Origin of the sequence: Winogradskyella eckloniae (assembly GCF_013249045.1) — a bacterium.
In the GTDB taxonomy this organism is placed as follows: domain Bacteria; phylum Bacteroidota; class Bacteroidia; order Flavobacteriales; family Flavobacteriaceae; genus Winogradskyella; species Winogradskyella eckloniae.
Genome location: NZ_JABRWP010000007.1, coordinates 103,659 through 116,984 on the forward strand (window position 1 = coordinate 103,659; position 13,326 = coordinate 116,984).

Genomic DNA, 13,326 nt, shown 5'->3' on the forward strand with positions numbered 1-13,326 from the left:
CTAACCATGAGCCCTAAATTACTTAGATGCCTAATTTTACTTTTCCCTATATTATGTACGTCTCAAGAATTAGTTAAAGATAGTTTATTGCTTCATTTTAATTCTATTACAAACGATAGTTTACGTAATTTAGAATATAGAAAAGCGGCTATTACTTATAAAAATTCCAATCCAACATTACATTTGTTTGTTGTAGAGCAGGCTATAAAATCTGCAAAGAGTAAAAAACACGTAGCACAATTTACAGCCCAAAAAGGGATGTATTTCGAAAAAAAAGGGGAGCTAGATTCTGCAATTACCTATTACAAAACAGCCATAAATAAATTTAGAGTAATAAAAGATACTTTAGATGAGTACAAGGCCAAAAGCCTTTTGGCAAATGCCTTTATTGCTAAAGGCGATTATGAATTAGCCATTCAAACTATAAAAAAAAATATAGCTTTTTTTGAAAGTAAAAAAGGGCATTCTAGAGATGTTCTTTTCAATAAAAATAATTTAGGCGCTTTATATGTAAGTATAAAAGATTGGGAAAACGCAAAAACTTATGTAGAAGAAATTTATAAGCACCCCATTACAAAAAAAAATAAAAGAATGTTAAGCAGTACGCTTATTAACCTAGTAGCCATACATACCGAGGTTAATGAGCTAGATAAAGCTTTAAATTATGCGCACGAAGCCGAAACTTTAGAAAAACGACCACGTAGTTTGGCTAATTTATACCATAATTTGGGTAATCTGTATATGCAAAAAGCCAATTATAAAACTGCAGAAAGCTATTTCTTAAAAAGTTTAAAATTAAACGAAACCTTAAAAAGTGAAGATGCCATACAAACAAATTACAACAACCTAGGGCAAAATGCATTGCGTTGGGGTAAATATAAAATGGCAGAACAGTATTTGTTACAATCTAATGCGTCGTTAAAAACATCAAATAATATAGTTTCGCTTGCCAAAAATTATGAGTTGCTGTCTTCTTTAAATACCAAAACCAAAAATTATAAAAAAGCATTAGAATACAGTTTAAAAGAAAAACAAATTAGCGATTCTATTCTGGGTATTGAAAAACAAAAAGCCATTGCCGATTTTGAAGTAGCTTACCAAACCGAAAAAAAAGAACGCGAAAAAAACATAGCGCAACAACAACTTAAAATATCACAACTAGAAAGCACAAAAAACAAAAACTTGTTTTACAGCGCTATAATTATAGCGGGGTTATTATTGTTAGCAGGTTTGTTTTATTACAGTAGGTTTAAAACTAAAAAGAAAGCAGAATTAGTAACTTTAGAGTTAAAAGAAACTCAAAAACGACTGGCTTTAGAAAAACAATATAAAGACAGCGAACTTAAGGCGTTAAAGGCGCAAATGAATCCGCATTTTATATTTAACGCACTAAATTCTATTCAAGATTATATTGTTTTAAATCAAAAGAATTTAGCAAGCGATTATTTGGGCAAGTTTGCCGATTTAATTCGTAATTACCTTCATTTTAGCGATACTGGTTTTATTTCGGTACCAGAAGAAGTTCATAATTTAAAACTCTATTTAGAATTAGAAAAACTGCGTTTTGAAGACGCTCTAGATTTTAAATTTAATATTGAAGCCAATGCAAATTCTGAAGCCATTAAAATACCAACAATGCTTATTCAACCCTATGTAGAAAATGCATTAAAACACGGTTTACTTCATAAAAAAGATAATAGAACGTTGCGAATTACAATAGCTAAACCTTCAGAAAAAATAATAGAATGTATTGTTGAAGATAATGGTGTTGGTAGAGAAAAATCTAAAGCGATTAACCAAAAACGTAAGCATCAACATAAATCGTTTGCATTAAAAGCTACAACACAGCGCTTAGATTTGCTCAACTTTGGAAAAGAACGAAAAATAGGCGTAGAAATTATCGATTTAAAAAACAACCAAGAACCGCTAGGTACCAAAGTTGTTTTACAAATACCAATATTAACTACATAGTTTAATTATGAAAGCATTAATTATAGACGACGAGAAAAAAGCAAGACAAGTATTGCAAATATTGGTAGAAGAAAATTGCCCAAAAATAACCACTATTTTACAAGCCGATAATTTGCTAACAGGTGTAGAGTTAATAAAACAAGAAGCACCAAATATTGTGTTTCTAGATATTGAAATGCCAGAACATTCAGGGCTAGAAATTTTAAATTTCATAGAAAAAGAAGTCCATAATTTCGAAATTATATTTACCACAGCGTATAGCGAATATGCCATACAAGCATTTCAGCTTTCGGCTATAGATTATTTATTAAAACCAGTACGACCAAGTCAAGTAAAAGAAGCGGTAGATAAAGCTGTGAAGTTTTTAGGGAATACGCAAATAAATAAGCGTCTTACCGAATTAAAGGAAAGTTTACAAGACTCAAACTTTAAAAAAATAGGATTACCAAATGCAGATGGTATTAAGTTTGTAGACTTTAACGATATTATAATGCTTGAAGCAGATGGTATGTATACCAACGTATCAACTACTAACGATGGAACCATTTTAGTAAGTAAACCCTTAAAGTTCTTTGTAGAAACACTAAATAAAATAAAAACATTTTATCGTCCGCACCGTTCACACCTTATCAATCTTTCATACATAAAAGCCTATGTTAAAAAAGACGGAGGTTACATTGTTATGGAAAACGACCAAACAGTTTCAATTTCTAACGATAAAAAAGAGGAGTTTTTAACCATTGTACAGAATATTTAGGCTTTAAAAGTTGAAAAGCCCATTTCAGAAATTTGCCATTAAATGCAGTAAGATTTAGTGGCATTTTTGTTTTCATAATTATAAAACCAAATTTATTATGAAAACACGATTACTTTTAATGAGTTTATTTTTGAGTATAACCATAGCTCATTCTCAAGTCTATGTAGATGCAAGTGCTACAGGAAACAATGATGGTACAAGTTGGGCAGATGCTTATGATGATTTACAAAGTGCTTTAGGTAATAACCCAGCTGGTACATTTTGGGTAAAAGCTGGTACTTATATACCTGGAACTAATAGAACAGATGTCTTTAGTTTAACTAATAATCAGGAAATTTATGGTGGTTTTGATGGAACAGAAGTTAGTTTATCTCAAAGAGATGCATCGGTAAACCTTACGATTTTATCTGGTGATATTAATGGTAATGATAACACGTTGTTTTCTGCTACTGATGCAAATAGAGCTGAAAACAGTTATAGAATCATTGATGTAAATGGAGATAATGTAATCATTGATGGATTTAGTATCATAAATGGAAATGCCAATGGATCTGCGACTTCAGATCAAGAGGGTGCAGCTGTTAATTTTAATATATCAAGTGATTCAGAAATAAATAACTGTAAATTTATGCGTCATACTTTAACCAGAGGAGGTATTATTCGTTCTGTTGATGTTGCGCCACAAATGAATCTTGAAATTACTAACTCTATTTTTAAAGAAAATGAAGCGTCATTTGCAACCGTTTATTATGGTCGAGCAAATGGTAATCTAGACATTAAATTTGAAGGGTGTTTATTTACAAATAATATTTCATTGTCAGCTACTGGCTCTATAATTTGGCTTAGACAAGATGTTTCAGGTAGTCAAAGTGTCGAGATTATAAATTCTACATTTTCAGATAATGAGTTAGATTCTAGCAGAGCAATAATTGATAAACTAAATGTTAATGGAGGTGTAGTTATGGCTCAAGTCTATAATTCTATATTTTGGAATAATGGTGATGGTACAGGTAGTTTTTCAGATGCAGTAGAATCTGGAACAAGTGGAGACGTAGAAAATAGTATTTCTAATAATAATTTCGCAAATCATTCTAGCACTACAAATGTTTCAAACACAAATCCTTTGTTTACAGATTCTGTAAATGGAGATTATACGTTACAATCTTCATCACCAGCAATAGACAGTGGAGAAAATACTAGAGTGTCCACTTCTACAATTTCAGATTTAGCCGGTAATCAACGTATATTTAATGCCACAGTAGATATGGGGCCATATGAGTTTGGGGCTAATCCTGCAAGTACAACAGTTATTTATGTAGACGCAGCTGCTACAGGAAACAATGATGGTACAAGTTGGGCAGATGCTTATGATAACTTGCAAATTGCTTTAAATAATAACCCAGCTGGTACAATTTGGGTAAAAGCTGGTACTTATATACCTGGAACTAATAGAACAGATGTCTTTAGTTTAACTAATAATCAGAAAATATATGGTGGTTTTGATGGAACAGAAGTTAGTTTATCTCAGAGAGATGCAGCGGTAAACCTTACGATTTTATCTGGTGATATTAATGGTAATGATAACACGTTGTTTTCTGCTACTGACCCAAATAGAGCAGAAAACAGTTATAGAATCATTGATGTAAATGGAGATAATGTAATCATCGATGGATTTAGTATCATAAATGGAAATGCCAATGGATCTGCGACTTCAGATCAAGAGGGTGCAGCTGTTAATTTTAACATATCAAGTGATTCAGAAATAAACAACTGTAAATTTATGCGTCATACTTTAATCAGAGGAGGTATTATTCGTTCTATTGATGTTGCGCCACAAGTGAATATTGAAATTACTAACTCTATTTTTAAAGAAAATGAAGCGTCATTTGCAACCGTTTATTATGGTCGAGCAAATGGTAATCTAGACATTAAATTTGAAGGGTGTTTATTTACAAATAATATTTCATTGTCAGCTACTGGCTCTATAATTTGGCTTAGACAAGATGTTTCAGGTAGTCAAAGTGTCGAGATTATAAATTCTACATTTTCAGATAATGAGTTAGATTCTAGCAGAGCAATAATTGATAAACTAAATGTTAATGGAGGTGTAGTTATGGCTCAAGTCTATAATTCTATATTTTGGAATAATGGTGATGGTACAGGTAGTTTTTCAGATGCAGTAGAATCTGGAACAAGTGGAGACGTAGAAAATAGTATTTCTAATAATAATTTCGCAAATCATTCTAGCACTACAAATGTTTCAAACACAAATCCTTTGTTTACAGATTCTGTAAATGGAGATTATACGTTACAATCTTCATCACCAGCAATAGATGGAGGGGATAATCAATATGTTACGCTTAACGAAGATTTATTAGGCAATGCTAGAATTTATGGAAGTGCCGTAGATATGGGAGCTTATGAGTTTGGTTCTTCATTATCAATAGCTGATGCAGAAGGTAATATAACAGAAGTTAAACTGTATCCAAATCCTGCCTCTAACATCATAAACATTATATCAAACCAAGTTAATATTAAATCGGTAGGTATTTATGATGTTTTAGGTAAACAAGTTTTAGCTACCACCAATAAGAAAGATATAAATGTATCTGATTTAAAAAGTGGAATGTATATAGTTAAAATTGAGTTCGAAAATAATACACGAGCTTCAAAACGCTTTATAAAATTATAGACCAAATAGAAGAGGATCTTTAATATTCCGCTTATTTGCTTAAGCCATTAAAAACAAAATAAAGAATCATCTAACGACTTGTAATAGAGAAATTCAGTGGTGATTTGGTTCTAAAAACAAATAAAATGAAAAAAAATATAACATTAGCGCTAGCACTTTTTTTTACCTTAGTAAGTTTTTCGCAACAATCATTTTTTAAAGCTTTAGAAGCTCATGGAGAAGAGGCTATATACCAACGTTACTATTCTGTTTATAAAGACGATGGTGGCAAACAAGTAATTAAAGGCAAACAATACCAGTTTAAAGTAGAAATACTTAAAACACAAGGGGTTTATTCTGGTGTAAAATTAGTTGGCGCTACAAAAGACGATAAATCTAGTTATACAATAGATGCTACAAAATCTAAATCTAGTAAAATAATAGGCTACCCAAACGTATCGCATTTAGTAGATAAAATTTCTAGAAAAGGGCTTGTGGTAGTAGGCGATTATATTTTTAAAGTAGGCAATGTTTGGAAAGAAAGCGATGGATATGGCTTTAATAATATAGATGAAATATATATAAGAGTTGGTGCTGATGTCACAGATGAGTCAGAGGCTGATGGTAAAAAGAAAAAAAAGAAAAAGAAGTTTGGTGCTTTTATGGGTAAATTAAAAGATGCAGCTATCAATAAAGCACCTGCCGAATGTGCAAGTCCTGCTTGTAAAAAAGCCGAAAGCATGGATTTAAACAAGTATGTGTTAGATTATCTAGAAACAATGAAAGCAAAGCAAGATGCATACACACTTACAGCAAAAGATAAGGCAGACATTGCACTAATAGAAAATGCAGTAAACGGGTATTACGATCATGTAAATAAAACAAATGATGCGTATTGGAAAAGTGCAGAAGGGCAAGCAATTTTAGAAAACCGTAGGCGTGCCGAAGGTTATGCAGCTAAAAATGAAGTTACTTTAAAAAATAATACAGGTAGAACAATTTATATAGCAACGAAAGGCAGTAGAAACCAAGGTACAGAATTAAGCTCAGGAGCATCTACAAGCTGGAATTGCGAAACTGATGCTTATTTTCAAACCAAGAATACTAAAAATACGAGTACTAATTATTACGAAACAACAAGTAGAAAAGCATATACAGCTAACTCTAATTGTGGAGGTACTAAATTAATTAATTAATTAATTAAGTTTTAGTTAATAGTTTTTTGTGAAAAGAGAAGCCCAAATAATGGCTTCTCTTTTTTAATAGAGATATGCTATGAAATATTTAAAAGCCTATAAGTTAGAATTATTTCTTGTGTTTTTTTATGCAGTATTGGGGTTTGTTTTTACCCAATTATTTTAACATTGGTTATAAGGCACTAAGTAAAAGTAATGCCCAACCAATTACAAAAAGCAAACCACCAATTGGCGTAATTGGTCCTAAAAACCGAAGCTTTTTCCCTTTAACATCAGAAAGAACCAAACCATAAATACTAAAAGAGAAAAGTATAATACCAATTGTAAAACACCAAAACATAGCAGAAAGAAACGTATTAGCGTTGAACCCAATAACCAATAAAACTATTGCATGATACATTTGATATTTTACACCAACTTCAAAACTATGTAATTGTTCATTAGATAATGTCTTCTTTAAGGCATGTGCTCCAAAAGCACCAAAAATTACTGATAACATTCCAAAAAATGCTCCGGTTGCAATTATAATATTTTGTGTCATTAGATTCTATTTATTTAAAAATAACAGGAATTATTTCCCCTTTAGCTAGTCTAAATTTATCTACATCATCAGTAGTTAATTGGGAAGTGTAATCTACTTCTTCAACTTTAAAACCTATTGAGCGTAGTTTGTCAAAATAGTCTAGTCCATAAACCCTAACGTGGTCGTATTGACCAAAAATTTTGGCGCGTTCTGCTTTGTCAGTTATAGAATTATCTTCAAAAGTTTCGGCTCGATTTAAATCTTGCGGAATTTGAAATATGCCATAACCTCCAGGTTTCATTACACGATATAATTCTTGCATAGCTTTTGTATCATCAGGAATATGCTCTAAAACATGGTTGCAAAGGATTATGTCATAAGTATTATCTTCAAAAGGCAAATCGCAAATATCAGCCTTCACATCTGCAATTGGAGATAATAAATCTGTAGTGGTATAATCTAAATTTGTAAGTTTTCTAAATCGTTTTAAAAAGCATTGTTCTGGTGCGAAATGAAGTAGTTTTTTTTCGGCAGTAAAGAAGTCGGTTTCGTTTTTAAGATATAACCATAATAATCTATGGCGTTCTAAGGAAAGCGTAGAAGGTGAGAGAATGTTTTCGCGCTGCTTTACATAACCATATGATAAGAAAGATCTAAAACTTTTACCATCTATGGGATCTGTATATTTGTTTCCTCTTAAAAAGAATGCAAGAATAGGACGTATGAGATAACTAAGCCTAATTAATAAAGGTCTTGGTATTATATTTAGAATTAGTTTGAAAAGTTTTTTCAAGTTGTTTCACAGAGTTACACAGAGAATTCACAAAGATTCACTGAGGTGCATTAATAAATCTTTTAATTCCGTTTTTTAAAAGCTTAGTATTAAAGTTTAATAGTAAACCTAATGGATAATTACCTAGTTTCATATAAGTCAAAATTTGAGCAGTATGGACGTCAGTAAAACGCTCAACAGTTTTTAATTCAAGCACTATTTTGTTTTCGACAAGCAGATCTATTCTATAACCATGATCTAATTTTATATCTTTATATACAATAGGCATTGAAACTTCTCTTTTAACACAATAGCCTATAGATTTTAGCTCATAAAGTAAACATTCTTGATATGCAGATTCTAGCAAGCCAGGACCAAGTGCTTTGTGCACTTCAATAGCAGATCCAATAATATTTTCTGTAATCTTATCGTAAATCATTTTTTAAATTGAAACTAAAAACGCTCTGTGGATCTCTGTGAAAACTTTGAGAGTCTCAGCGTAATAACTTAAAGCACTAAAGCTTCCTTACGAAAAGCATCCTCCTCATCAGATACAATCCCTAAAGCTTCATGTACATAAGCAAAAGTGGAAAGAATCTCTGGTTTACCGTCTACTATGGCAATATCGTGCTCAAAATGCACACTTGGTTTTCCATCTTGGGTCACTATCGTCCAGCCGTCTTTTAATTGTTTTACTTTATGCGTTCCCATGTTTATCATAGGCTCAATGGCCACAACCATACCTTCAATAAACTTTTTACCTCTACCGCGTCTTCCATAGTTTGGCATTTCTGGATCTTCGTGCATTTTTTTTCCTAATCCATGCCCAACCAATTCTCTAACTACACCATAGCCTTGAGCTTCGCAATAGTTTTGTATAGCATAGCCAACATCACCAACTCGGTTGCCAATTTTTAATTGTTCTATACCAACATATAAGGATTCTTTGGTAATCTTAATTAATTTTTTCGTGGCTTCATCAACGTTCCCGATTTCAAAAGTGTAAGCATGGTCACCATAGAACTCATTCATTAAGGCACCACAATCTACAGAAACAATATCGCCATCTTTTAAGGGGATATCTGTTGGTAACCCATGTACAACAGCTTCGTTAACACTACAAAGAAGGGTAGAAGGACAGTCGTAAAGACCTTTAAAACCTGGCAATGCACCATGGTCTCTTATAAATTCTTCAGCAATTTTATCTAAATGATTGGTCGTTACACCTTCTTTTATTTCTTTAGCTAACATACCTAATGTTTTAGATACGATGAGAGCGCTATTACGCATCAACTCAATTTCTTCTGCTGTTTTTACTATAATCATTATTGGTAATTTTGATTTGCAAAAATACTTTATTTAGTATACTTGCGGTGTTCCTTTGTGTTTTAATAATGTAAGTACGAGAATCTATAGTAAGATTAAAATTTCCACCATTTTTTTGAAGGCACTTTTATATCGGGTTTTTCATTTGTAATGATTTGGTACACTTCTCCCCAACCTAAAATTCCACCAATATTTCTATCATCTATAAATAAGTCTGCATGTATTTTTCGGCTTCTGCTGTAATCGTATTTTTCTTCAGGAAAACTAGCATTTACAGCATAAAATTCAATCCCGTTTTGTTTACAAAATTCAACAGCTTCCTCTAACTTAGTACCACATCGATAGGTCCATAAGATCAGTCTATGACCATCGTCTTGTAATCGTTTTAAAGTTTCAAAAGCAAAAATTCGAGTTTTTCCAATTTTAGGGTAGGCATCTTCTACAATGGTACCATCAAAATCTACTGCTATTATTAATCTGTTTTGAAAATTCATGTTAATCATTAATTGTAGGTTGGGGCAAAGTTACAACATTAAGGTTTTTAAACAAGGCTTTCTTGTGTCATTGCTTTGGGTTGAGGTATTCCTATTAAATGAAGTATTGTTGGCGCGACGTCTCCTAGTATGCCATCTTTAATAGTTTTGAGATCTTTGTCTATTAAAATAATTGGGACGGGATTTGTTGTATGTGCAGTATTTGGAGAGCCATCCGGATTTATCATCGTTTCACAGTTTCCATGATCTGCTATTAAAATTGTGGTATAGTCATTTTCTAATGCTGTAGTTACTACATTTTTAACACATTCGTCAACCGCTTCACACGCTTTTATTGCAGCTTCCATAACACCTGTGTGACCTACCATATCGCCATTTGCAAAATTTAAACACACAAAATCTACCTCTCCTTTTTTAAGTTCTGGGACTAAAGCATCTGTAAGTTCGTATGCGCTCATCTCTGGTTTTAAATCATAGGTCGCTACTTTTGGAGAATTTCTTAAAATTCTTGTTTCTCCTTCAAATGGCTTTTCTTGTCCGCCAGAAAAGAAAAATGTTACATGAGGGTATTTCTCAGTTTCCGCAATTCTTATTTGTTTTTTATGGTGCTTTTCTAAGACTTCTCCTAAGGTATCTGATAGGTTGTCTTTATTGAAAACAACATTAATGCCCTTATAATTGTCATCGTAATTAGTTAACGTTACATAATGAAGATTTAGCTTATGCATGTTTTGTTCATGAAAATCACTTTGCGAGAGCACTTCTGTTAACTGACGACCACGATCGGTTCTAAAATTAAAGAAAATCACAACGTCGTCTTCTTTTATAGTTGCAATTGGTTGATTGTTGCTATCGGTTGCTATTAAGGGTTTTATAAATTCATCCGTGACATTAGTGTCATAATTATTTTGAATAGACTGTAATATATTTTGGGTTTTTTCACCATCTCCATTCACCATGCCGTCGTATGCTAATTTTACGCGTTCCCAACGTTTATCTCTGTCCATCGCATAATAACGACCTGTTACTGTCGCTATTTTTCCTGTTGATTTAGACATGTGATCTTCTAGGTCAGCGATAAAACCCTTACCAGATTTTGGATCGACATCTCTTCCGTCTGTGAAAGCATGAACAAATACGTTATTTAATCCATAATCGTGTGTTGCATTAAGTAATCCGTAAAGATGGTTAACATGAGAATGAACACCACCATTGCTAACTAAACCTAATAAATGCACATTTTTATTATTAGTTTTAGCATATTCAAAGGCATTTTTTAAAACTGGTTCTTCTCGTAAAGTTTTATTTTCTACAGCCAGGTTAATTTTAACTAAATCTTGGTATACAATGCGTCCTGCACCTAAATTCATATGACCCACTTCACTGTTACCCATTTGTCCTTCTGGTAGACCAACGTGCAATCCATCTGTTCTTAGGCTTGCGCTCGGATATTTAGTATATAGGGCATCTATAAATGGCGTTTGCGCATTATCTATTGCAGAAACTTTAGGATCTGGCGATTTTCCCCATCCATCTAAAATCATTAAAATAACCTTTTTATTCATGTGTAAATATTTTATGTATCAAAGATAATACATACAACACTATAACAATTCTGTATCTTAAAAAAAATTAATAGGTTAACTCATTTTTATATTTATGTAACCTGTTGGTGTTCTTAATATTACATTTTATGATTGTGTTAACATATTTGTTTTCAAAGCGTTAAAGAAATGTTATAAAATAATATTTACTGTAACAGTTTGAATGTAATGTCGTCTATTTAGTATAATCAAAAAACAAATCAGTAATATTAAAAATCTTTCATCATGAAAAAATCAGTAGTAGTTTTAGCCTTATCATTAGGCTTTACAATGAGTAATTTAAATGCATCAAACGTTGTTTTGTCTTCACATGTTAATGACGTTATTGTTCAAACTGTAGAAATTAGTCCATTATGCAAAGCTGTTGCCACAGGTAACACAGAAGAAGTAAAAAAATTAATAAATAATGGAGCAGATGTTAATGCCAAATCTAATGGCATGATGCCAATTCATTATGCGGCAAAATATAATCGTGTAGAATTAATAAAAGTATTAATCACAGCAGGTTCTGAAATACATAAAGCTTGTGACCAAGGTTATACAGCATTAACAATTGCTAAAAATGCAAAAGCAAAAGACGCAGCATTATTTTTAAAGCGTTTTAAAAAGAAAACTGCCTAGGAGTAGGTAATTATTTGAGTTAGTTAGTTAAAAAAAGCGTCCATTAGGATGCTTTTTTGTATTTAGAAATAGCCTCTCTTATTTTTTCAATTCTATTTTCGGGATCGGGATGTGTACTTTGCATTTCAGGAACTCGATTTGGTCCTGCTGCAGCTTTAAGAATTTCCATTACACCTATCATTTCTTCTGGATTATAGCCTGCGTCCATCATAAAAATTACGCCAAGTTCATCACTTTCTAGCTCGTCACCTCTTCCGTTTTTAAGTAATGATCCGTTACCAATTTGTTGGGCTACACCACCCATATCTATTGCAGAACTACCCATAGCTAATGTTTTCCAAAAATTAGCATTTGTTATACGTTCGTTTGAGTGTTTGCCTAAGACATGGCCTATTTCATGGCCTAAAACGCCTGCTAATTGATCTTCGTTTTCTAATTGAGAAAATAAGGCATATGTTATAAAAATTTGTCCACCTGGTAAAGCAAAAGCGTTTATTGTATTTTGGTCTGCTAACAGATGAAATTCGTATTTGTAAGGTGTATTTTTAGCTAAACTACTATTCACTAATTTATTGCCTACATTGTCTACAAAAGCTTGGTATTCTGTGTTTGGGTGTAATCCACCATGTTGTTGAGCCATGCCAGGCGCACTTTGTAATCCTATAGCTATTTCTTCTTGTGGCGATAAAGATATGGCTTGTTTTTTACCTGTATAAGGGTTCACTTCTTCTTGACTACATTTTCTTAAGAAAGCAAAACCAGCTATTGCTACGAATATTAAAATACGTATTTTAAAATTACCTCTTCTCATAATTGATGGATTAATGGGTTCAATTTACAAAAGTTTGACACATGTTTTGCCTTAAAGTCATCGATTTAGATTAAAATGTATTCCTTTTTTACGATAAAACCCTACTTTATTATCATAAAAATACTATACTTTTAGTCTTTAAAATGTCAAAGATGGATTACCAATTTAAAATACTGTCTAACCAAGATTTAGAGCAAATTATCCCTTTGGTTTTTGAACTCAATGCATCTAAAGTAAGTATGGAAATATTGAGAGCTCGATTTAATGAAATGAAAAATCAAAATTATAAATGTGCTATTATCTCGCTAGATAAAGACGTTGTTGGTGTGACGGGTTTATGGTTTAGTACAAGACATTACATTGGTAAATCAGTAGAATTAGATCATGTTTACATAAAACCAGAACATAGAGGTAGTGGCTTAGGAAAACGGTTTATGGCTTGGATTAATAATTATGTTGTAGAACATGGTTGTAAAGCAATAGAGCTCAATACCTATGTGCAAAATTACCCTTCTCATAAATTTTATTATAACGAAGGGTTTGAAATTTTAGGATATCACTTCTTAAAAAAGCTCTAGTG

General features: G+C 32.2%; 13 protein-coding genes. 6 read left to right on the forward strand and 7 right to left on the reverse strand.

Annotated features, from left to right (window positions below; all coding sequences use genetic code 11):
* Window positions 1-6: 6 nt before the first annotated feature.
* From HNV08_RS12565 to HNV08_RS12580, 4 genes are all read left to right on the forward strand, one after another.
* Window positions 7-1,971: a tetratricopeptide repeat-containing sensor histidine kinase gene (locus HNV08_RS12565; protein ID WP_173281676.1), complete on the forward strand. Its 1,965-nt coding sequence runs from the start codon at window positions 7-9 to the stop codon at window positions 1,969-1,971.
* Window positions 1,972-1,978: 7 nt separating this feature from the next.
* Window positions 1,979-2,728 carry a LytR/AlgR family response regulator transcription factor gene (locus HNV08_RS12570; protein ID WP_173281677.1) on the forward strand — a complete coding sequence of 250 codons (750 nt, stop codon included), beginning with the start codon at window positions 1,979-1,981 and terminating at the stop codon, window positions 2,726-2,728.
* A 97-nt stretch (window positions 2,729-2,825) separates the two neighbouring features.
* A complete protein-coding gene (locus HNV08_RS12575; protein ID WP_173281678.1) occupies window positions 2,826-5,420 on the forward strand; it encodes a T9SS type A sorting domain-containing protein in 2,595 nt (864 codons plus the stop codon).
* A gap of 125 nt (window positions 5,421-5,545) precedes the next feature.
* Window positions 5,546-6,595, forward strand: a complete 1,050-nt coding sequence (locus HNV08_RS12580; protein WP_173281679.1) for a hypothetical protein — start codon at window positions 5,546-5,548, stop codon at window positions 6,593-6,595.
* Window positions 6,596-6,767: 172 nt separating this feature from the next.
* Here HNV08_RS12580 and HNV08_RS12585 read toward each other — a convergent pair whose 3' ends face one another.
* The 6 genes from HNV08_RS12585 to gpmI all read right to left on the reverse strand — a co-directional run bounded on the left by HNV08_RS12585 (window position 6,768) and on the right by gpmI (window position 11,275).
* Window positions 6,768-7,136, reverse strand: coding sequence for a DUF423 domain-containing protein (locus HNV08_RS12585; protein WP_173281680.1), 369 nt, complete (start codon window positions 7,134-7,136; stop codon window positions 6,768-6,770).
* A 10-nt stretch (window positions 7,137-7,146) separates the two neighbouring features.
* The gene (locus HNV08_RS12590) at window positions 7,147-7,911 is read right to left on the reverse strand and encodes a class I SAM-dependent methyltransferase (RefSeq protein ID WP_173281681.1); all 765 of its coding nucleotides are present in this window, start codon (window positions 7,909-7,911) and stop codon (window positions 7,147-7,149) included.
* A gap of 37 nt (window positions 7,912-7,948) precedes the next feature.
* Window positions 7,949-8,329, reverse strand: a complete 381-nt coding sequence (locus tag HNV08_RS12595) for a GxxExxY protein (RefSeq protein WP_173281682.1) — start codon at window positions 8,327-8,329, stop codon at window positions 7,949-7,951.
* Between the two features lie 68 nt (window positions 8,330-8,397).
* Window positions 8,398-9,216 carry a type I methionyl aminopeptidase gene (gene map, locus HNV08_RS12600; protein ID WP_173281683.1) on the reverse strand — a complete coding sequence of 273 codons (819 nt, stop codon included), beginning with the start codon at window positions 9,214-9,216 and terminating at the stop codon, window positions 8,398-8,400.
* A gap of 95 nt (window positions 9,217-9,311) precedes the next feature.
* Window positions 9,312-9,710, reverse strand: a complete 399-nt coding sequence (locus HNV08_RS12605) for a BT0820 family HAD-type phosphatase (RefSeq protein ID WP_173281684.1) — start codon at window positions 9,708-9,710, stop codon at window positions 9,312-9,314.
* A 47-nt stretch (window positions 9,711-9,757) separates the two neighbouring features.
* On the reverse strand, window positions 9,758-11,275 hold the full coding sequence (gpmI, locus tag HNV08_RS12610; protein ID WP_173281685.1) for a 2,3-bisphosphoglycerate-independent phosphoglycerate mutase: 1,518 nt from the start codon (window positions 11,273-11,275) through the stop codon (window positions 9,758-9,760).
* Window positions 11,276-11,539: 264 nt separating this feature from the next.
* Between gpmI and HNV08_RS12615 the strand changes: the two genes are divergently transcribed.
* Entirely contained in the window at window positions 11,540-11,935 is a 396-nt protein-coding gene (locus tag HNV08_RS12615) for an ankyrin repeat domain-containing protein (RefSeq protein ID WP_173281686.1), read from the forward strand.
* 43 nt (window positions 11,936-11,978) lie between these two features.
* Here the strand turns inward: HNV08_RS12615 and HNV08_RS12620 are convergent, their stop codons facing one another.
* A complete protein-coding gene (locus HNV08_RS12620) occupies window positions 11,979-12,746 on the reverse strand; it encodes a M48 family metalloprotease (RefSeq protein ID WP_173281687.1) in 768 nt (255 codons plus the stop codon).
* A 152-nt stretch (window positions 12,747-12,898) separates the two neighbouring features.
* On the opposite strand from HNV08_RS12620, the gene HNV08_RS12625 reads away from it, so the two are divergent.
* Complete coding sequence (locus tag HNV08_RS12625) at window positions 12,899-13,324, forward strand: GNAT family N-acetyltransferase (RefSeq protein WP_173281688.1); 426 nt, start codon at window positions 12,899-12,901, stop codon at window positions 13,322-13,324.
* The last annotated feature ends 2 nt before the right edge of the window (window positions 13,325-13,326 follow it).